Here is a 20,136-nt window from a genome sequence, read left to right as displayed (position 1 = left end):
TATATAGAAAGCTGCGGAATTACCCGCAGCTTTTTAACATTACTCGTCTGATTGTTTTTTTCTAAGGCGATTAAAATAAAGAAAAATGGGCAATGGAATGATTATAAAACCTAGGCTTTTAATAATTTGGTTTTTAGCACTTTGAATCGCCCTCTCTTCTTCTTCTTGTATCATTTGATTGTAGTCCGCTCGTAATTCATTTTCTTTTATCTCTGTCTTTGTTTCACCTTGATCGATTCTCATTTGTTTATAATCACTGTAGTTCTGATAATAGGTCGGTGGACTAATTAAATCTGCAGCTCCCATAAAGATTGATATTCCCCCACCAATAACCATCATTAAAGTTGCAAAGAGCACCAAATACGTATATAAGTGTCGAATCACTTTTTCGCCTCCCTTTTCCTTATGTTTTACGGCATAAACTAAGACAAAAATAAAAATGACTATGGGTAAAAACGTAGTTAAAATCCCAAAAACAAACAATCAAACACCTCCTAAGCAGGACAATCTATTTTGAAATTAAAACCAATATACTTATTAATATTTGACGAGAATTCCCATATCATGTTTCATTCCATTCGTTTTTTTAAAAAAAGGCTGTTTTCGTATAGATTGTGGTTCAGGTAAAAATCCCAAAAGCCGGATTTTTACAGCTTTTCTTAAAAAGTGAGCAGCTCTTTTCTTGATTTTTTAAAGGAATTTTATCACCCGATATGGTGAAATCTCTCTTTTTTAGTTACAAAAGTAACAAAGTTTTAGAAAAGAGCCTAAAAAAAAAGCATCACTTCCATCAAGAAGTAATGCTTTTCTAATTAATTCTTTTGTTATGATTACATCACTCGTTTAAACATCTTTTCCATTTCATATGTTGAATAATGAATAATAATGGGTCTGCCATGAGGGCATGTAAATGGGTCTGAACTATTTCTTAAATCATTAAGTAGTGCCTGAATTTCGTCTTGACGCAGATGACGATTTGCTTTTATGGAAGCTTTACAACTCATCATAATGGCCGCTTCTTCTCTTAGCTTTTTCACGTCTACTTTTTTCATATCTAGTAGCTGTTCAATCATTTCTTCAATAATCTCTTTCTCCGATCCTTTTAAAAACCATTGAGGATGAGAGCGTACAATGAAACTGTTATGTCCAAACTCTTCAAAGAATATCCCTACAAGCTCTAATTCATTCTTAAATTCTACTATTTTTATATAATCGTCTGTAGAATATTCAAATGTTAAGGGAACTAATAATTCTTGTAGTTCATTTTCCACTTGTCCTACCTTCTCTCGAAAGTATTCATACTTAATTCTTTCTTGAGCAGCATGCTGGTCAATAATATATAATCCTTGGTCATTTTGTGCGAAAATATAAGTCCCATGCATTTGACCGATTGGGTATAGCATAGGAACTCTAGGTTCTGGTTTTTCCTCAATGTGTACGTCTTCAACTCTCTCTTCCTCAACTATATCCTCTTTAAACATTTCTATCGGAGAGATGTCTGGAATATCATTATTTTTAAAAGAAGAAGAGGTGTTCCAATTACTTAGTATTTCAGAATCAGGAGCAAATTCACGAACTGTTTCACCCACAAAATTTTGTTCTATTGGAGGTTTTTCAATCTCTCTATGGATGAAAGGTTTTTCCTCAAGTACTAATGCCGTTTGCTCCGTTTTGGGCTTCTCTACTTTTGAAGTTGGTGCTCCTGATGGGATCAACGTTTTAGTTTTAAAACTAGTCTTTATCGCGTTTGTAACCAAATCATTCAATTCTTGCTCTTTACTTAAACGGACCTCCATTTTGGAAGGATGGACGTTTACATCAACTAATATCGGATCCATTTCAATATTTAACAGGACTACCGGGTATCGTCCGATAGGTAGTAAGGTATGGTAACCTTCTTGAACTGCCCTTGCTAAGGCATAATTTTTGATAAAACGACCGTTAATCATGGTCGTAATATAGTTTCGGGAAGCCCGGGTAACCTCCGGTAAAGAAATATACCCAGAAACCTTAAAATCAAGAGATTCTGCCTTTATAGGTACAAGCATTTTTACTATACTCATTCCATAAATGGCAGCTAATACTTGGCGAACATCTCCGTTTCCATTCGTTTGAAGAAGCTTTCGTTCATTGTGTATCAATCGAAATGAAATTTCAGGATGAGACAAAGCGATTCGGTTCACAACATCTGTAATATTTCCAAGTTCTGTATGAATCGTTTTCATATATTTTAATCTAGCAGGAGTGTTATAAAAAAGATCAGATACCGTAATATCTGTGCCTTTACGACTGGAAGCTTTTTCGAAAACCTCCATTTTCCCCCCTTCAATAACTAAACGATTTCCAGCCTCATCTCCAGTTGAAGTTTTCATTTCTAGTCTTGAAACGGAGGCAATACTTGGTAAAGCCTCACCTCTAAATCCAAGTGTTCGAATACGGAATAAGTCATTTTCATTTTTTATTTTACTGGTGGCATGTCTTTGGAAAGCAGTTAATACGTCAGACTCCTCAATTCCATCGCCATTATCAGTAATACGAATCTTGGCAAGACCGGCTTCTTCAATCTCAATTTCAATCACTGTACTACCTGCATCTATTGCATTTTCGACTATTTCTTTCACAACGGAGGCAGGGCGTTCAACTACTTCACCCGCTGCAATCTTATTAGCAAGCGCATCATCCAATTGAATGATTTTACCCATTTTAATGCCACCTCCTATATTTTAGTTTTTTAATTTTTTTTGAAGGTCATATAATGTGTTCATAGCCTGCAAAGGAGTTAAGTCTAGGATATCAAGCTTTTTAATTTGCTCCAATACCTTCTTCTCCTTTTCTAGGACAGGTTTGAAACCTTCCTTTGGTTCGTCAAAAAAGGATAATTGACCGATACCAACGGACTTCTCCTCCTGTACCTTTGTTGTCGTTTGTGAGGATATTGATGGTTGGCTTTCTTCTTTAACACCAGCATCTTCCATTAGTTCCACGGCTTTCTGTTTTTGTTCCAACTTATTTAATAAATCATTTGCCCTTTTAATTAATTCTTTAGGCAGCTCCGCTAATTCTGCGACATGAATTCCATAACTTTTATCAGCTGCACCTTCCTTAATCTTATGAAGAAAGACAAGCTTACCATTATGTTCCATCGCGCTAACATGAATATTTTTTAAATTCTTTAACTCTTCCTCTAGAACAGTTAACTCGTGGTAGTGTGTTGAAAATAAGGTTTTCGCTCCGATATGTTCATGAATATATTCTATAATCGCCTGGGCTAGCGCCATTCCATCATACGTAGAGGTACCACGCCCAATTTCATCAAAGAGAATTAGACTATTTTTTGTTGCATTTACAATGGCGTTTTTAGCTTCAAGCATTTCCACCATAAAAGTACTTTGTCCTGAAATCAGGTCATCCGCTGCTCCTATACGCGTAAATACTTGGTCAAATATCGGTAAAGTTATCTGTGATGCGGGAACAAAACACCCAACTTGTGCCAAAATAGCGGTTAATGCAATTTGACGCATATAGGTACTTTTTCCGGACATATTTGGACCTGTGATTAATAAGATTTCACGTTCATTATCCATGTAGCAATCATTGGGAACATACTCTTGCGCTGAAAGAACTTTTTCTACTACTGGATGTCGACCCTCTTTAATATAAATTTTTCGTTCTGACGAAAAGATGGGCTTTACATAATGACGATCTTCACTCACTTGTGCAAAGCATTGTAAGACGTCAAGTTCACTAACCGCTACTGCCAACGCTTGAAGATTAGGAATGAATTCCTTTACACGCTCCCGAATTTGAGTAAAGATTTCATACTCTAATTCACCACTTTTTTCTTCTGCTTGTAAAATTAATGCCTCTTTTTCTTTTAATTCAGGTGTAATAAATCGCTCTGCATTTGTTAATGTTTGCTTTCGTTCGTACTGACCTTCTTCCAGCAAGTGTAAGTTAGCTCTTGTAACTTCGATATAATAGCCAAAAACACGATTATAGCCTATTTTTAATGACTTAATGCCTGTTTTTTCACGTTCCTGTCTTTCAAGTGCAGCAATCCAGGTCTTTCCATTTCGGCTTGCATCCCGGTAGCGGTCAAGTTCTTCATTAAAGCCATCACGAATCATATTTCCTTCTTTAACTGAAAGCGGAGGATGATCGACTATGGCACTCTCTAATAAGTCAGTTACCTGTTCACATGGGTCTAATCTATCAGCTAATCGATTGGTTATCTCATTTCCAAATGTGAGCAATATTTCTCTTAATGGTGGGATTTGTGTTAATGATTTTTTTAACTGAATAAGGTCTCTAGCGTTTACATTACCGAACGCCACTCTCCCAGCTAGACGCTCTAGGTCATAAACTTCTTTCAGTTTTTCTCGAATATCTTGGCGTTCAAAATAATTTTGAATCAACAATTCAACCACTGAATGTCTACGATCAATTTGTTTTTGATCGATAAGAGGTCGCTCCATCCATTGCTTGAGCTGTCTTCCTCCCATTGCCGTCATTGTTTCATCAAGTAACCATAATAAGGAGCCCTTTTTCCCTTTTGAGCGAATGGTTTCTGTAAGTTCCAAATTTCTTTTTGAGAAATAATCAATCTTCATGAATTGCTTGGTCTCGTATATTTTAACTGGCTGAAGATGATCCAAGCTTCTTTTTTGAGTTCGATATAAATAATGAAACATTCTTGAAACCGTTTTTTGCACCTTGTCCTCTGTGACCGTCTCTAAAAGTTGTCTAAAAGTAGGATCCATTTCCGTTTGGTCTTCAAAGGAAAGAGCTCTTACATTTCGATCACGCAGTTTCTTTTGCCATTCCATATCAAACTTTGAATCTATTACGACTTCTTTCGCTCCTAAAATCGAAATCTCGTTTAAAACATCATCGAAATTCCCAGATAGTAAAGTAGCCCGCCCTTCACCCGTTGTTAAGTCGTTATAAGCAAAACCAAACGCATCATCTGGAAAATAAGTAATCGTAGCTAAAAAGTTGTTCTCTTTATCGTGTAAACCACGCCCCTCCATTACCGTTCCTGGAGTAATAAGTTGAACAACTTCACGTTTTACGACACCCTTTGCTTGTTTGGGATCTTCTGTTTGTTCGCAAATAGCAACCTTGTATCCTTTTTCAATTAATTGTTCTATATAATTCGGAGCGGAATGGTATGGAACACCACACATTGGAATGCGTTCCTCTGTACCACCCTCCCTGCTAGTTAAAGTTATTTCTAATTCTTGAGATGCTTTAATAGCATCTTCAAAGAACATTTCATAAAAATCTCCTAAACGAAAAAATAAAAAGGCATCTTGGTATTCTGCCTTTACTTGAAGATATTGCTGTATCATCGGCGTATAAGTTGCCATAATTTCCTCCAACATTTCAATCTACTAATCGATCATTCGACAATTTATTATACCACAATGTCGACCTGCCTTCAGTCATTGGATTTGTTTAACAATAAATTAATTCCCCCTTAAAACTCACTAACTTTTACTTTTTTTATGTTCCACAAAAAAGGGACTAAAGCTTGATCGCTTAGTCCCTTTTTTAGCTCCTTATATATGAATTACACGAATTTCATTTCTAGTAATGCTTTTTTATCAATTTTACCGACATGTGTCTTTGGGAGCTGTTCTATAAAATAAAAGCTCTTTGGAATTTTATATTTTCCAAGTTTATGTGAACAATAGGTTATTAGTTCATCCTCTGAAATACTATTCTTATTTTTTAGGACAACAAAAGCAGTAACCATCTCTCCCCATTTTTGATCCGGTAAGCCAACAACAGCTACTTCATCGACCATTGAATGGGTTAAAAGCCACTGTTCCACTTCCAGAGGATACACATTTTCACCGCCAGTAATAATCATATCCTTTTTTCTACCAACAATATAAAAATATCCGTCTTTATCTTTCTTTGCCAGATCTCCTGTACATAACCATCCATTAATAAACGTATTTTTTGTTGCTTCTTGGTTATTCCAATATTCATAAAAGCAATGATTCCCTTTAATCCAAATTTCTCCAACTTCATCTACTTCTGCTTCCTGACCATGATCTTTCATTAATTTGATATTATTAAAAAGCATCGGTCTTCCTACAGATCCTTTTTTTACATGAGCTTCCTTTGGATCAATGAAAAAATTATTTGGCCCCGCTTCTGTTAACCCATATCCCTCTTTAAAAAATAAACTTTTTTCCCAAAATGCTTCATAAATTTCGTGGGGGCAAGGGGCCCCACCTGATAAAAATGTTTTCATATCAGGAAATTCCGCTTCTTGAAATTCTTCTAATTGTATGATCATATGGTACATTGTCGGTACAAACAGAACGATCGTACATCGGTATCTTTTTAAATATTCAATTGCCTTTTTGGGTTCGAACTGATCGGCTATAACGACTGTCCCACCAGTTAATAAAACAGGAACAGTTAAAGCATTTAATCCTCCCGTATGGAACATAGGAATATATGTTAGCGTTATATCATCACTGGATAAATTCCAGCTTAGAACCGTATTCATTCCGTTCCAAAGAACAGATTGGTTGGTTAGCACAACACCTTTAGGTTTTCCCGTGGTTCCTCCGGTATAAATCATTAAAAGAGGCGTATCATCCCTTATATCAGCCTCTTGAATAAGACAAGCCTTCTGAAGAGCTATAGCTTCATAATGTGCATTTCCTACAAAAAACTTTCTAAAGTCTGCACTGTGCCCAAGTTGGCAAAATACCTCTTGAAACCGAACATGGACTCCTACAAGTTTAGGTGTACAGTCTAATAGAATATCATTTATTTCTTTTATAGACAAACGAGAATTTAACGGTACAAAAATAGCACCGATTTTCTTACAGGCAAATAACATATCTAAATAACTAATATGGTTTGGTGCAAGTAGGGCAATCCGATCACCTTTATTTACTCCTTGTTCTAAAAGCCAATTAGCAAAGGAGATGGCACGTTCATTCAGTTGTTTATAATTCCAAATTGTATTTGTCTCCGCATCAATGACTGCCTGAGCCTTCGGAGTAATTCTTGCTCGATTTTCAAGCCAATCCAGTTCCCACCTCACTAAACAACTCTCCTTTATTATTGATGAAGATAGTGTACGTTTTTTTAGTTACAAGTTAGTTACAATAATAAAAAAAAGCACTGCATATGTGCAGTGCTTAACTCATTTATAATTTCAATCTTTTTAATGTAAAATAAACTCCGGTTGTATGACCATTAACATCTACGGGGAAAGAAGTAACTACTTGCCACCCCTCTGAGCTTAATATATTTAATTCACGGTCAACTTCTTCCAAATTAATCTCATTTTTGATAAATCCTTCAGGTTTAAATTTAATGGTTTTATATTCTAATTTTTCCATTTATATCCCCTCCAAGTATAGATACGTAATAAAAATACAGAGGGTTTCATTAAATTTAATCACTTTCTTCTCCAACAAAAAACGTAACATTTTTAGTAAAATGGAGTTCATTCAATTCTTTTATAGCAGGAATTGAAAATGGATATTTCCCAAAGTTGGGAACCTTCTCTCGAAATAAACTGACTTTTTTAAGGAACATTATTCTTTTTTATTCCTTCTCTTCTTTCTTTTTTGCTTCAAGTTCAGCCAGTTTTGCTATTAAAATGTGTTTTGGCATGTGCATAATTTGTTCGATAGGTACATTTAATTGTTCGGAAAGTTTCATTGCTGTTTCCGCTGAAATTTGCATTGGTCTCATATCGTTCATCCACCTTTTTGGCATTCAATTTCTTTCATTGTACCATTTTCATATATTTATTTCATTTTCGCTAAGTGTATATTTTTTAGTAATAAATTTGGGGGATTTTAATTAAAGTTGTGTAGCTCCTTGTAGCGATCATTTATTTTTTTTGGTCTTATATTATTCTAATCTTATCTGAGTGTATATCAAAGGGGATGATGGATAACGTCTTTGTTAGTGGATTATTAGTAGGAGAGGGCACTATACTTCATACCAAACGCTAAAAAAAGAATAAAATAAGCAGTAAGGTATTCATTTTATCATTGTGTAATTTTTAGTTCCTCTTTTATTGCAAATCATAACTAATGATTATGGACAATAAAAAAAACAGACTCTTCGTAAAGAGTCTGTTTCTATTTTTAAATCATTAAAATTAAGCTTTACGAACGTTAGAAGCTTGAGGTCCACGTTGACCTTGTTCTACGTCAAAAGTTACTTCTTGACCTTCGTCAAGAGTTTTGAAGCCTTCGCCTTGGATTGCAGAGAAGTGAACGAATACGTCGTCTCCTGCTTCACGCTCGATGAAACCGAAACCTTTTTCTGCATTAAACCATTTTACTTTACCTTTTTCCATTTTTGTTGCCTCCTACGTGTTCAGTGACACAATGTAATACTATCCTTGCTCTGGAACAATCAAGACAAAGCGCTTAACACTTATCCTACATCTCGAACAAAAATAATTCCTCTTTATAGTAACAGTAAATGGATAGATAATCAAGTTAATTGTTTTTGAAAAAGATAATTCGACTCCCAAAACACAGTATAGTAATTAATGTTTATCTAACTTATCTGTAATAGATATTGGTCCCTGTAAAAATGAAACAGGTTTCTGAAGAATCCTACCTGCCAATGAGATTTCAAACGTCTGTTTTGTTAAATACATCGGTTGATATAACGCTTCTTCTGTTCCTGTTAATTCTGCAAATGGTTCAAAACCCATTTGCTTATATAGTTTTAGTTGTCTTACTGTTCCTGAAATGACAGCAGCATCATAACCTTTTTTCAAACAATAGTTTGCCAAAAAGTTAGTTAAACCTAGGAATACTCGTCCATTTCTAAAATCTTTTTTTACTGCTAACAATCTTATTTCACATAATTTTGTCGACCTAATAGGAAGATGCGCTTCCACCTCACCTATTTTCCAGTCTAATGAAAAAGGCCTATTGTCTCTAACAGCTATCATCCCTACCACTTCATGATGGTTTAAACAGATGATATAAGTATTTTCATGATGATATGGATCTACTAATGTTTTTTGCTCATTTTTATTATGCTGTGGAATTTCTTCGGAAAAGGTTTGATAATTTAATTGATGAATTTGTTCAAATTCATATTGAAATAAGGCAATTTTATAAAAATAATCATTCTTTTTTTCCAATTTCACTCAGCCTCTCTTTTATGTTTTCCATATGAGCAATCAAAAGGAGGATGATTATACAAAGCAAAATGATACATGTCATGAAGGTATATCCTTTTATATAAAGAAATATGGGGATCATGAATAATGCCCCTAGCCCGGAGAAGGTAAAGCTTTTTGTAAAAGGAATCGTTAATAAAAATGCTATGATGATGACAATGACGTTAATAGGTTCAAAGGCGATGATTCCTCCAATAAAGGTCGATATACCTTTACCACCCTTAAATTTCAATACTGCTGGCTTTATATGGCCTAAGATGGCCATTCCTAAAGCTAATAGTTGAACAGATTCTGAGAAATTAAGAAATTTTCCGCATAAAACAACGATAATTCCTTTTATGGCATCACCTAAGAAAATTAAAATAAATGCCTTTTTTCCATAAACTCTTCCTGCATTACGGGCTCCCACATTACGACTTCCTTGGATACGAATATCTTGATGGTAGATAAACTTTGATACGAGGTAACCAAACATCAAGTTTCCTACAAAATAACTTGCAATTAAATAAGTCCAAATCATATTACTCTTCCCCTAGCTTTTTATTTCTATTTAGCAGAATAATCGTTTTCTTTACTTCCATTTACCTCAACCGCCTGCCAATATTGTTGGCTAATAGCTTCGGCAAGAATTTTAACTGTGTTTGTAATTTCTGTTTCGTTATTATCCACTCCACCAACTTCAATCACCAAAGAGTTTGGAGAAAGATCTTGATTATAAACTCCATCTACTCCATCACCATATTTTCCAAGTATCCCTTTACTCACTCCTGGGTAATTCGCATTTAAAAATTGGTTTAATTCCTTTGCTAATTTAAGGTTCTTTTCAAAATGATTATTTTCTTCTCCAATCACAAAGACAATTCTTGCATATGGCTTTTTATTTACGATGAATGTCGTTTGCTCTTTACGAGCTGAATCACGATGTAAGTCAATAAAGTATTCAAGATCATTATGTTGAGCCATAACAGTTTCGACAATATTTCTTGATATTTGGTAGGATTGATTGCTTGGCCAACCCTTTTTTTCTAACTCTTGACTAATATTTGTTTTATCTACCACAGCTGAAATGCCTTTTTGCTCTAATGCTTTTCCTAACATTTCCCCTACTTCAGTTATTTTAACTGGAACAACTTTTGGATTATCCGAAGAGGTATAGGACTCCCAGCTGTGTGTATGATAGATAAATACCTTTTTACCTTGACCTTGTATCTTGCCGCCAACGAGATTAACTTCGTTGCTCAATTGACTATTTTCAGTCGCTAAATCTCTTTCTCTCTTCAATTCTTCCAAAGGAGGCGCAGACTCGAAGGCAAGGTACATTTCTCCTTTTTCCATTTCTTTGACTGCCTTATAGCCAGGTATTTCATTTTGAATATAACTTAAAAGATTATTCATTTTTATATTAGTGATATTATTCATTACATTTATGGACTTAATAAGAATAGATTCACCCTCCTTATTCATATCGGTTCGAAGGGAGGCATTTTCAAAGCTAAGGAAAGTAAGTAATAAATCTGTTGTCACTATCTCATCATTAATACTATTATTCAAAAAGTTTTTATCTGAAATCGAAATAATGGTGGGTATAAGAAATAAGAAGATTATTAGAACGGGGATCATCAAAAGATTTTTCAGGTTGGACATTGTAAACTCCATATAATCATCCCTTTTCAAGCTTGGATTCTATTAAAATATTATGAACGGTACCTCTTGATTAGACTAGAAATAGGACCAAGGTTAAGGAGAATGTTTATGTACTAAGGCTCAGGAACATGGTTTCTGAGCCTTTAAGCATCGATCTTTTATTACAGTTTTACTTGAACAATTCTTTTCATTGTATGAATTTGTCCTAAGTGATTTGCTTCGTGGAAAAGAGCCATATTAGCCAATTGACCAAATGTTTCAAGTCCAAGAAACGGCTTTATTAAAGATTTATTTAAACTATCTTCTGAAATCCCATTTAGTCTACCTACTTGGTCTTTTAATTGCACCACTAATTCTTCCACTGATGGAACATTTTCTGTCCAATTTGCTGGTTTTGTACCGTTACCAAACAGTTCTAAATAATTAGGTGGAAGATTTGTCGTTTTTCGAGGAAACCCAAACATAAATTGTTCAGTCACTGTAAGTACATGACCAATATGCCAATGAATATTATTATTGAAACCATCTGGCTGAAAAGATGCCACTTCTTGAGAAATACCCTCAACCTCTTTAAGGAAAAACCCTCTAGTCATTTCAAAATTCTTAAAAACCAAATTATTCATCCCCACATCTCCCTTCTATAACTTCTTCTATAATTTATCAAAAAATCAAAAACATAGAAACTAAAACACCTCACTGCACCACTTTAAAGGACTGGGGGTCAGACCCCCAGTCCTTTAAAGTGGTGCAGTGTTGATTTGGTGTTGTTTTATGTTATTTATTGTCATTGTGTAGTTCGCTTTCAATCCATGTGTCTAGACGTATGATGCTATTTTTTGCTCTCTCATTGTCGATGGTTCTATAGTGGTGCATGCCGCCCTCTTCTTCATCCTTTTCATCTGCCCATTTCACTATTTGTTGTAAAGGCGTTCTTACGATATCGTTGGAAGGTAAAAAAGAATCTGTATGAAATAAAATCGCTAATGCAATAGCTTTTGCCTTTATTGGATTTTCACCTAGTCTAATTAAAAGTTTATGAGCCCTTTCCGCTCCCTTTATTGGATGTATATCATTTTGCTTATACAAATCGTAATCCCATTTTCCATTTCTATACCAGGTATAGTGTCCCATGTCATGAAGCAGTCCTGCTTTTGTTGCAATATCAAGGTCTTCTTTATGATCTTTAGCTAGGTGATAGGCATGATAAGCAACAGCAATGGCATGTGCTAAACCGGAACGGTTCAAATATTTTTGAGCTATATGGTGCTGAAATATTTGATATAAAGTGACATCTCTCATTATTATATCTCTCCTAAGCTGCTAATTTATTTCGATTGATAAAGAAAGCTGTTTTCGTATAGAATGTGATTTTAGGGCTCTCTTAATTAGTGCTCAGCTCTTTTCTTAAGTTTCATATGAGTTTAACACCCTATATGGTGAAATGCCTATTTATAGTTACAACAAGCAACAAAGTTTCAGAAAAGAGCCCTAAAGAAAAGACTCCAAATAGTTGGAGTCTTTAGCCACATTTCTATCATAACCAAAAATAATTAATTATTTTTACCCGCTCAGCAGAAAAATAAACTATACATATCTTTATCTTGAACTAACAACTGGTACAGTTTCCTTAACAGTAAACAAAATTTTAATATTCCTACGTAATTCCTTACCATCAATAGATTGGAACTTTCGATTAATATTTAATGTATAGTCCATTTTCGATTGATATCCCTCTATCGGAGGACTGATTAATATGGATTTAGGTCCGCTTCCTCTTGAAACTAAAATCTTTACCTGTTTGCCATGTTCATTAGTGACAAATATATATGGTTCCTTTAAGTAAGACGGGTCTACTTTTTCAGAAAAGGAAATCTCCCAGACTTTTTTTGGTGTAACAATAAATTCACTATCTTTTTTGGCCCATGCGGACTCTATTTGTAAGCCAGTAGAAAAATAAATGGTAATAGAAATAATCAATAGAAAGAACACAAAAATAGGAATTATCCATTTTTGATTCATACAGTATCCCTCCTCCAAAAGTATATGACGAGGGATTGTTTTATTTAGTTACAGAAAAAAAGACATTTTTTCCATTTTTATTAAAAAATTCCCAAGTCACTCACTTAATCTAGGAATCTATCCCTTATTTCAGGCGTAGGAAGCATACAACTTTCCTGTTTCCCGAACCATTTATATCTATTTTTAGCAATAATGTTATAAAAAAAGTCTCTTATTGTTACGGGCACCACTGTAAGTACAGACAATATCTTCCATGCTCCAGTTAATCTTCGACATATTTGTAAAGCGGCGGTAGACTTCATAAAATACTTTCCATCTATGAATAATACAATACTTTCAACATTTTCTGTTAACCCATGTTTCAGTAAAAGTTTTTTTCCTATTTCACTCTGAAGAGAAGCGTATTTAAAATATCCATTTGGGTCCCTCTTAATAATGAATTGGACACTGCTATTACAAAAATTACAAATCCCATCAAATAATATGATAGCTGACATAGGTCTACCTACCTCTTTTGGATCATTGTATCAAATTCGGTTTCCTTCAATAAAAAAGTCATTTCCTTTACAAATCCCAACTTCTCATATAATTTAATTGCCCGTTTATTAAAGCTCGCAACTGTTAATCGTAAGGGTTTCTTCTCAGTCTCTCTAATGGAATCAAGAATAAACGTTAGGAATTCAAACCCCTTACCTTGGCCAGTCAGGTCTGGTTTCATTCCTAAACCAAAATCAACCATATCTTCCGTATATGCTCCGTACCTTTCTCCAATTGGTACTTGAGCCGCTTTCCCAAAACAAAAAAATCCAATCAACTGATTAGTGTCATTAACTATGGCAAAATAGTTATTGTTTAGCAATTCCTCTAAAGCTTCATCCGAAAAATCTATATTATAAAAATCAAATGGAGCTTCGTATTTCCAAGTTAGGATTTCTTTTGCATAAACTTCATTCATATCCTTAGTAAATAAACTCATAGACTCACCCTTCTCCATTCTATGTTTATAGTTTTGTAAGTACTACTCCTAATAAAGCAGATAATACTCCCATTAACTGATATACTTTTAATTTTTCCTTATATATGTAGCACCCCGATAAAACCACTATTAAACAATTTAAGCTAACAACCGGAAACACAATAGATGAAATGCCATTCTGTATAGCATAGAAATAACAACTGTATCCTACAATACTAATAACTCCAACCATACTTCCGATTTTTACTTCTTGGGCTTTTACTATTTCTTTTCCTACCAAACTAGTAATCAAGAGATAGACACTTCCTCCTCCATACATAGCCATTAATATATGTAGGGAATCGATATGAAGAAAAGAGGTTGTTTTCATTAAAATCCCTAAGATTCCGAATGAAAGAATGGCCATTACTATACGAATGATCCAATGTAAATATTGAGTATTGCTTTTAGAATTTGGCGTATACTGAATAACCATTGCGGAGCAAAGCATAAAAATAATTCCAAGCCACTGGAAGGAAGAAATGGTTTCATGAAAAATCAGTCCTGCACCAATAATCGGAACAATTGCATTTGCCGCTATCAATGGTGCCGTTAAACTAGCTGGACCTTTCTCAAAGGCACGAGTCATTTGAATATTACCATTTGCATTTAATATCCCTATCAAAGCTCCTAAGATAATTGTCATAAGATTAAGATGAAAGGAACCAATAAGTATTGCGTAACCACTTGTTAAAATAAAAGCTATTACATAAAAAAATAGCTGAATATTCACTTTCGATAGTCCTTGTCCACTACTCCACTTAAAAATCGTATTGTTAGTTCCAAAGCAAATGGTTGTTACAAGTGCAGATAATAACCACATCTGATGTCCTTCTTTCTATTCTATGTATTCATTATCAACATTTTACAACTATTACCCTATTCTTTGTAGCTTTTTTCAAAGAGTGCTATAAATTATTTAATAAAAAAATCCTCTTGTTCGTAAAACAAGAGGATTTTTTTACTTCTTATTAAATGAAAGTATTTGTTTAAGATTTAATTTTCGTAGAACCTTAATATGATTTGGGTCTAGTCCTTTACCTAATACGCTATAGACCTTTCCATTATACATATCAACTAATTCATCTTCCTTAAAATACACTCTAGGCGTTTTTAAGAGAGTTAGCATTGCTTTTTCCATAGACATTTCATGATATCGTTCCGGCCACATTTCTTTAATTTTTTCTTTTACTAAAGGATAGAATTTTGAACTCATTCCAGGGAAAAGATGATGTTCAGTATGATACGAAAAATTAAAGTGTAACACATTTATCCATTTCGGTACCGTTACAGAAAGTGAGTTTGCTAAAGGATCATTGATATCTGTTTGTGGATTTAAATTATGATTTGTTGCAACATAGCTACTCATAATAAAGTTTGCAATCGCTGCCGGAATTAAATAAGCAAACATCCACTTTACAGGTCCAATTAAAAGCAATAATCCAATCCAAGTAGCCCACGGTATCAAAAGCTCTAATAAAACCAATGGCTGTTTGTTAGGTTTAAAGTCCTTTATAAAAACAAAAAACATTCTAGTAGAATGGAGCGTAAAATTAAAGGTTAAAAAGATAACAAAAAATATGGAACGAACAAACTTTGGTAATTTAAAAAACACAGCAAGAAGTGGTCTATCTGATATGAACTCAGCAGTTGCCCAAGTGTCTGGGTCTTTATGTTCGTGTTGAGTATGAATATGATGGTTCATATTATGCCACTTACGCCATAGCCTTGGACCAATGCTCAATGAGAAAAAGGAAACAGCCCCCAAAAAGTCTCTTAGGAGTGGTTTTCTTACAACTGTACCATGTAAGATTTCATGGCCTAAAAAACACATTCCTGCAAAGCCCAAACCAATCACTATAGAAATGATAATACTTGCCCAAATAGGTAATTCGATAAGCGATACCGATAAAATACCTGCTAGAGTGATAAGAAGATAAGCAAATCCTCCGAATAGACGTGTAGGAACCGGCTTAAAGGCTTCTTTTGGTAAATGAGGAGATACTCTTGCAGCATACCAACCAAAAGTTTTTAATTCTTTCATATTTTGCTCCTTTCGATCTAAAAAACAAACATTAATATAGGGAACAGATCTATTTTCCTTTTTAGTTCTAATTCCGGAATAAAATGAAAATTATTTTTCAAACTATTCCATCTAGTATCTAATCCTAACAGTAAATAACAATTAGAACAATGGGAAAATATTCATTATATTAAGAGATTTATCATATTGTGTTAAAACCTTATTAATACTAGGTACTAAATTTCCAATCCCATATTTTCCCCTAAGTTATTTTTTACAAATAATTATTTTTTAATTAAAAAATAAAAAAAACCTCCCAAAAAGGAGGTTCCAACTTCTTATACTTCTATAACCCATCCTTCAAAAGGAAGATAAAACACCTTATAATTGGGTAGTTGTTTGAATCCTATTTTTTTCGCAATCGCTATTGAATCCATTCGAAAACTTTCCGTCGTCCAATGTGGTGTGTAACCATTATGAAGACATTCTCGAACAAATTCGCGTGCTAAAGCTGTGGCTAATCCTTTCCCACGGTGCTCTGTACTATAAGTATTAATACCAATTTCATACTCTTTATCAGCCACAAAAACGGATATACAGGTTCCAATCACATTATCATTATTAGTAATACAATAGCCAATACCTATATTTAAAAATTGGTCTAATGACTCCCAAAACTTTAAGATTTCTTCTTCAATTACCCGATCACGATCCATATGAATTACATTTTGATCAATCAGATGGATTTCATATCCTTCAGCAAGCGTAAATGGCTTTTCAAAAAAATGTTTAAAAGAATCCTTTTCAAATATAAATGGTACTCTATAGCCCATCTTTAATGAAACTGAAAATAGATTAGGAACTTTCTCTATCCAATCTTGATAAGGATACACCTCAAGGTTAAAATCGGTATCACCTATCGCTAATGCCTCAGGTTTTATCGTGTTAAAAATAAATGATTCTAGTTGTCTTGTAAAATTGTGATTTTCACAATTACCAATCAGATAGAACATTTCCATTTTAGCCCAAACCAATGAGGTAGTTGGCTCATCAAGATTATCAACAAATATTTTCCCAACATTATTTCCTTGGATAACACCATTGATTACTGGATGATCTTCAAGTCCTCTTAATAGTGGCTTTATTTTAATATAATCATTCTTTTTAAGTTCAAATATCATCTTTACTCTCTCCATCTATTTTTTATTTTTCGCTATTCATTGAAAAATAAAAAACAGAAATGCGTTACGTTGTGTCGTTACAAATCTCCTCCATTTCTACTAAAATATTCCTATTACAAATCAACTTTATCATACATATCGTGATAATTAAATATTTAATATAAAAAAAGGAGATCCGCAAATTGGACTTCCTTTTTACAAGCTTTTTCTACATCATAATACCACCATCAACATGAAGAACAGTTCCATTAACATAATTGGACTCTTCAGAAGCTAAAAATAAATAAGCATTAGCAATATCCTCAGGGATGCCGAGTCTTCCAAGTGGAACCATCATTTTCATTTGATCTAAAATCTTATCTGGCACCTTTGCTGTCATGCCCGTTTCAATGAATCCTGGTGCTACTGCGTTTACATTTATCCCTTTACGTCCAAGCTCTTTAGCCCAGGTTTTTGTCATCCCTATTACCCCAGCTTTCGTTGCTGCATAATTGGTTTGACCAACATTTCCATAAACGCCTGAAACAGAAGAGGTACTAATAATTTTGCCTTTTCCTTGTTCAACCATTGCTGGAAGAACCGCTTGAGTACAATGGAAAACACCTGTTAAATTAACATCAATTACCTTTTGGAAGTCTTCTACACTTAATTTAGAAAGCATTCCATCCTTTGTAATTCCAGCATTATTTACGAGAATGTCTATTCTACCAAAAGTTTCTAATACATCAGATACCATGGAATTTACACTTTCACGTTCAGCTACATTCACTTGAAAAAAGGCAACATCATACCCTTTCTCCTTTAATAGATTTGTACTTTCGATACCTTGTTGCTCATTAAAATCAGCTAATGCCACCTTGGCTCCTTCACGTGCAAATACTTCAGCCGCAGCTAATCCAATCCCATTTGCAGCACCCGTGATAATGGCTACTTTATCCTTTAACCTCAACTTCAACACCTCGACTATTTAAAAATTCAGACATAGAGTTTAATAGCTGTGTTAAATCATCAACCAAAGGAGAATGTCCACAATCCTTTAACTCTATAAATTTTGCTTTTTCTCCTAAATCGCTTAAAAGCTCTTTATTCATCTGCTCAGAAATAACCAAATCACGGTCACCACGAAGAACAAGGATAGGGATATTCAGTTTATTTACTCCTCCTGTACCTCCTGCTGCACAATGATCTTCGTTGCTGATATTGAATGTATTTAATGCATGGTACACCTCGGCTAAATTTCTTTGGGTGATCATATCATCGACATACTCTTCGTATTTTTCTGGTTGAGGTTGATTTTTTGTATATATAAGAGAATTCCAGATGGCTTTTAACAAATCACGATTGCCAGAATCATAAGCCCCTTGTATTGGAATGGTTCTAATTGTATCATTTTTTATTCCCTCATAGGATTGAATCCTATTATGAAGATCAACTTGACCAGTACTGTCTGTTCCATAAAATGGATAGCCCCTTGTAGAGGCAGAAGCAAGAAGAACTAATTTTTCACAATACCCTGGATAGTCTGCTACAAATTGCATTCCTACTGCTCCACCTGTAGACCATCCAACAATTGAAAAATCCTTAAGACCAATTTCATCAACAAAAAGTTTTACATCATCAGAAAAATCTTTAATGGATTGAATTGGTTCGAGATAACTGGATCCACCAAATCCTCTTAAATCAACCGCAAATAGGTTAAAAGATTCATCCATATTTTCAAGTACCAAGTCCCAGTGTTTTGAGGATGTCATGTTACCATGAATGAGTAAAACCTTTTTTTCACCACCTTCTCGTTCTCGATAGGTAAGTTTTTCTCCATTTGGTAATAATGCTTCTTTAAACAAAATCTTTTTCATTGTTTATCGCCTCCCCATTTTATGGTTGTTGCTCCCCAGGCATATCCAATACCAGCACTTACAAGAACAACCAAATCTCCATCTTTCACCTTCCCATGATCAAGAGCCAGTTCTAATGATAATATTTGATCAATTTGTCCAATATGACCATAGTCTTCTAGATAAATAGATTGATCTTCAGACAAGCCTAATTCTCTTAAAACATATTCGTGTGCAGATCGTTTCATGTGAAGTATCCCAAGATAATTAATATCTGACACCTCATATCCACTCTTTTTAACGGAATTTTTAATGACCTTTAAAAAGTTGTCCATTGATTTTTGTTCAAGTCTTTGCTTCATACCTTCTGGGTCTAGCACATCTAAATAATTAAGCTTCGACTCAAGTGCTTCCTTAGAAATTGGATGTTTAGTCCCTCCTGCGACAACTACAACATCTTCTGAAAAAGAGCCATCTGTCATCATTTCGGTTTCAAGTAATAAATTTTCATGATGGTTTTTTCTAAGAATGATAGCTCCTCCACCTGCTGCTAGATTAAACATAAATCTAGTTCGTGGATTTTCGTAATTGATAAAATCCACATTACGATAGCCCCCTGCTAACAAAACAGTTTGAATAGAAGGATCTGTCATCATTAAACTTTTGGCTAGTTTTAAGGCCATCATCGTTGTTCCACATCGAAGCGCTACATCAAATGCCCACGCGTTATAGGCACCGATAGCTTCCTGAAGTTTAATTCCCGCTGTCCAAAGTGGATATTCCTTGTGTTCTTCACCAATATAAATAACCAAATCAATCTCAGATGGAAGGATGTTTTCTTTTTCTAGTGCTTTTCTAGCAGCTTTTATCCCCATTTCACAGGTGTGATCTTCGTCACCAGGAATAGGTTTTTTCATGATTCCCATTTTCTCTTCCACAACAGTAATGGGAATTCCTGCCTTTTCTGAAATTTCTTTACCAGTTATATAGTTTTCAGGTATATAGATACCGGTACTAACAATTCCAATATTCATGTGTGCACCTCAACTTATGAATCTTCTACCACTTTTTTCATAAAAACCATTGCATCCTCTATTGATTCAAATAGGTTTTCATCATCCTCTTGAACATGTGTTACCTTAATTCTCCATTGTTTCTCATTGGTTTCTTCTATTCGGTCTGTTAATTGAAAACGTACGATAAAGGATGAAATCTGCCTAGTTTCCATA

The 20,136-nt window shown here is 34.3% G+C and carries 22 protein-coding genes; all 22 read right to left on the bottom strand.

Translation table 11 applies throughout. From position 1 onward, the window contains the following. Window positions 1-39: 39 nt before the first annotated feature. Window positions 40-483, bottom strand: coding sequence for a hypothetical protein (locus tag ACSBPO_RS08445; protein WP_442599615.1), 444 nt, complete (start codon window positions 481-483; stop codon window positions 40-42). A 347-nt stretch (window positions 484-830) separates the two neighbouring features. Further along, entirely contained in the window at window positions 831-2,702 is a 1,872-nt protein-coding gene (gene mutL / locus ACSBPO_RS08440) for a DNA mismatch repair endonuclease MutL (protein ID WP_442599614.1), read from the bottom strand. 21 nt (window positions 2,703-2,723) lie between these two features. Next, window positions 2,724-5,369, bottom strand: a complete 2,646-nt coding sequence (gene mutS, locus ACSBPO_RS08435; protein ID WP_442599613.1) for a DNA mismatch repair protein MutS — start codon at window positions 5,367-5,369, stop codon at window positions 2,724-2,726. 203 nt (window positions 5,370-5,572) lie between these two features. After that, the gene (locus ACSBPO_RS08430) at window positions 5,573-7,072 is read right to left on the bottom strand and encodes an acyl-CoA synthetase (protein ID WP_442599612.1); all 1,500 of its coding nucleotides are present in this window, start codon (window positions 7,070-7,072) and stop codon (window positions 5,573-5,575) included. Window positions 7,073-7,178: 106 nt separating this feature from the next. Further along, window positions 7,179-7,373: a DUF4177 domain-containing protein gene (locus ACSBPO_RS08425; protein ID WP_442599611.1), complete on the bottom strand. Its 195-nt coding sequence runs from the start codon at window positions 7,371-7,373 to the stop codon at window positions 7,179-7,181. A gap of 208 nt (window positions 7,374-7,581) precedes the next feature. Further along, window positions 7,582-7,731 (bottom strand): YycC family protein, encoded by a 150-nt coding sequence (locus ACSBPO_RS08420; protein ID WP_442599610.1) that lies wholly within the window; start codon window positions 7,729-7,731, stop codon window positions 7,582-7,584. Between the two features lie 415 nt (window positions 7,732-8,146). Beyond that, the gene (locus ACSBPO_RS08415; RefSeq protein ID WP_442599609.1) at window positions 8,147-8,347 is read right to left on the bottom strand and encodes a cold-shock protein; all 201 of its coding nucleotides are present in this window, start codon (window positions 8,345-8,347) and stop codon (window positions 8,147-8,149) included. Window positions 8,348-8,542: 195 nt separating this feature from the next. Beyond that, a complete protein-coding gene (locus tag ACSBPO_RS08410) occupies window positions 8,543-9,151 on the bottom strand; it encodes a GNAT family N-acetyltransferase (protein ID WP_442599608.1) in 609 nt (202 codons plus the stop codon). Next, a complete protein-coding gene (locus ACSBPO_RS08405; protein ID WP_442599607.1) occupies window positions 9,135-9,710 on the bottom strand; it encodes a glycerol-3-phosphate acyltransferase in 576 nt (191 codons plus the stop codon). Before ACSBPO_RS08405 ends, ACSBPO_RS08410 begins: the two co-directional genes overlap by 17 nt. Before the next feature lie 26 nt (window positions 9,711-9,736). Beyond that, the gene (gene spoIIP / locus ACSBPO_RS08400) at window positions 9,737-10,834 is read right to left on the bottom strand and encodes a stage II sporulation protein P (protein ID WP_442599606.1); all 1,098 of its coding nucleotides are present in this window, start codon (window positions 10,832-10,834) and stop codon (window positions 9,737-9,739) included. A gap of 161 nt (window positions 10,835-10,995) precedes the next feature. Further along, on the bottom strand, window positions 10,996-11,457 hold the full coding sequence (locus ACSBPO_RS08395) for a DinB family protein (RefSeq protein ID WP_442599605.1): 462 nt from the start codon (window positions 11,455-11,457) through the stop codon (window positions 10,996-10,998). A gap of 151 nt (window positions 11,458-11,608) precedes the next feature. Continuing rightward, window positions 11,609-12,133, bottom strand: coding sequence for an HD domain-containing protein (locus ACSBPO_RS08390; protein ID WP_442599604.1), 525 nt, complete (start codon window positions 12,131-12,133; stop codon window positions 11,609-11,611). 297 nt (window positions 12,134-12,430) lie between these two features. Continuing rightward, window positions 12,431-12,853 (bottom strand): Ig-like domain-containing protein, encoded by a 423-nt coding sequence (locus ACSBPO_RS08385; protein WP_442599603.1) that lies wholly within the window; start codon window positions 12,851-12,853, stop codon window positions 12,431-12,433. A gap of 104 nt (window positions 12,854-12,957) precedes the next feature. Beyond that, complete coding sequence (locus tag ACSBPO_RS08380) at window positions 12,958-13,350, bottom strand: thiol-disulfide oxidoreductase DCC family protein (RefSeq protein ID WP_442599602.1); 393 nt, start codon at window positions 13,348-13,350, stop codon at window positions 12,958-12,960. A gap of 8 nt (window positions 13,351-13,358) precedes the next feature. Further along, window positions 13,359-13,829 (bottom strand): GNAT family N-acetyltransferase, encoded by a 471-nt coding sequence (locus ACSBPO_RS08375; protein ID WP_442599601.1) that lies wholly within the window; start codon window positions 13,827-13,829, stop codon window positions 13,359-13,361. 25 nt (window positions 13,830-13,854) lie between these two features. Continuing rightward, window positions 13,855-14,691 (bottom strand): EamA family transporter, encoded by an 837-nt coding sequence (locus ACSBPO_RS08370; RefSeq protein WP_442599600.1) that lies wholly within the window; start codon window positions 14,689-14,691, stop codon window positions 13,855-13,857. Window positions 14,692-14,829: 138 nt separating this feature from the next. Further along, window positions 14,830-15,912, bottom strand: coding sequence for a fatty acid desaturase family protein (locus ACSBPO_RS08365; RefSeq protein ID WP_442599599.1), 1,083 nt, complete (start codon window positions 15,910-15,912; stop codon window positions 14,830-14,832). A 317-nt stretch (window positions 15,913-16,229) separates the two neighbouring features. Further along, complete coding sequence (locus ACSBPO_RS08360) at window positions 16,230-17,072, bottom strand: GNAT family N-acetyltransferase (RefSeq protein ID WP_442599598.1); 843 nt, start codon at window positions 17,070-17,072, stop codon at window positions 16,230-16,232. A 208-nt stretch (window positions 17,073-17,280) separates the two neighbouring features. Beyond that, window positions 17,281-18,021: a 3-oxoacyl-ACP reductase FabG gene (gene fabG / locus ACSBPO_RS08355; RefSeq protein ID WP_442599597.1), complete on the bottom strand. Its 741-nt coding sequence runs from the start codon at window positions 18,019-18,021 to the stop codon at window positions 17,281-17,283. Further along, a complete protein-coding gene (gene phaZ / locus ACSBPO_RS08350) occupies window positions 18,005-18,928 on the bottom strand; it encodes an intracellular short-chain-length polyhydroxyalkanoate depolymerase (RefSeq protein ID WP_442599596.1) in 924 nt (307 codons plus the stop codon). The genes fabG and phaZ overlap by 17 nt, the downstream gene beginning before the upstream one ends. After that, window positions 18,925-19,941: a 3-oxoacyl-ACP synthase gene (locus ACSBPO_RS08345; protein WP_442599595.1), complete on the bottom strand. Its 1,017-nt coding sequence runs from the start codon at window positions 19,939-19,941 to the stop codon at window positions 18,925-18,927. The genes phaZ and ACSBPO_RS08345 overlap by 4 nt, the downstream gene beginning before the upstream one ends. Window positions 19,942-19,955: 14 nt before the next feature. After that, complete coding sequence (locus tag ACSBPO_RS08340) at window positions 19,956-20,135, bottom strand: hypothetical protein (RefSeq protein WP_442599594.1); 180 nt, start codon at window positions 20,133-20,135, stop codon at window positions 19,956-19,958. Window position 20,136 lies beyond the last annotated feature (1 nt).

The organism is Neobacillus sp. D3-1R (assembly GCF_052180215.1).
Taxonomy (GTDB): Bacteria; Bacillota; Bacilli; order Bacillales; family Cytobacillaceae; genus Pseudoneobacillus.
The sequence above is the reverse complement of the archived record's forward strand: the minus strand, read 5'-3'. Positions and strand labels throughout refer to the sequence as shown.

Bases quoted from the DNA above. Each gene is read 5' to 3' on its own strand.
- mutL (WP_442599614.1), bottom strand. From the start codon at position 2,702: ATGGGTAAAATCATTCAATTGGATGATGCGCTTGCTAATAAGATTGCA.
- mutS (WP_442599613.1), bottom strand. From the start codon at position 5,369: ATGGCAACTTATACGCCGATGATACAGCAATATCTTCAAGTAAAGGCA.
- ACSBPO_RS08425 (WP_442599611.1), bottom strand. From the start codon at position 7,373: ATGGAAAAATTAGAATATAAAACCATTAAATTTAAACCTGAAGGATTT.
- ACSBPO_RS08420 (WP_442599610.1), bottom strand. From the start codon at position 7,731: ATGAGACCAATGCAAATTTCAGCGGAAACAGCAATGAAACTTTCCGAA.
- ACSBPO_RS08415 (WP_442599609.1), bottom strand. From the start codon at position 8,347: ATGGAAAAAGGTAAAGTAAAATGGTTTAATGCAGAAAAAGGTTTCGGT.
- ACSBPO_RS08405 (WP_442599607.1), bottom strand. From the start codon at position 9,710: ATGATTTGGACTTATTTAATTGCAAGTTATTTTGTAGGAAACTTGATG.
- spoIIP (WP_442599606.1), bottom strand. From the start codon at position 10,834: ATGTCCAACCTGAAAAATCTTTTGATGATCCCCGTTCTAATAATCTTC.
- ACSBPO_RS08395 (WP_442599605.1), bottom strand. From the start codon at position 11,457: ATGAATAATTTGGTTTTTAAGAATTTTGAAATGACTAGAGGGTTTTTC.
- ACSBPO_RS08390 (WP_442599604.1), bottom strand. From the start codon at position 12,133: ATGAGAGATGTCACTTTATATCAAATATTTCAGCACCATATAGCTCAA.
- ACSBPO_RS08385 (WP_442599603.1), bottom strand. From the start codon at position 12,853: ATGAATCAAAAATGGATAATTCCTATTTTTGTGTTCTTTCTATTGATT.
- ACSBPO_RS08380 (WP_442599602.1), bottom strand. From the start codon at position 13,350: ATGTCAGCTATCATATTATTTGATGGGATTTGTAATTTTTGTAATAGC.
- ACSBPO_RS08375 (WP_442599601.1), bottom strand. From the start codon at position 13,829: ATGAGTTTATTTACTAAGGATATGAATGAAGTTTATGCAAAAGAAATC.
- ACSBPO_RS08370 (WP_442599600.1), bottom strand. From the start codon at position 14,691: ATGTGGTTATTATCTGCACTTGTAACAACCATTTGCTTTGGAACTAAC.
- ACSBPO_RS08365 (WP_442599599.1), bottom strand. From the start codon at position 15,912: ATGAAAGAATTAAAAACTTTTGGTTGGTATGCTGCAAGAGTATCTCCT.
- ACSBPO_RS08360 (WP_442599598.1), bottom strand. From the start codon at position 17,072: ATGATATTTGAACTTAAAAAGAATGATTATATTAAAATAAAGCCACTA.
- phaZ (WP_442599596.1), bottom strand. From the start codon at position 18,928: ATGAAAAAGATTTTGTTTAAAGAAGCATTATTACCAAATGGAGAAAAA.
- ACSBPO_RS08345 (WP_442599595.1), bottom strand. From the start codon at position 19,941: ATGAATATTGGAATTGTTAGTACCGGTATCTATATACCTGAAAACTAT.
- ACSBPO_RS08340 (WP_442599594.1), bottom strand. From the start codon at position 20,135: ATGGAAACTAGGCAGATTTCATCCTTTATCGTACGTTTTCAATTAACA.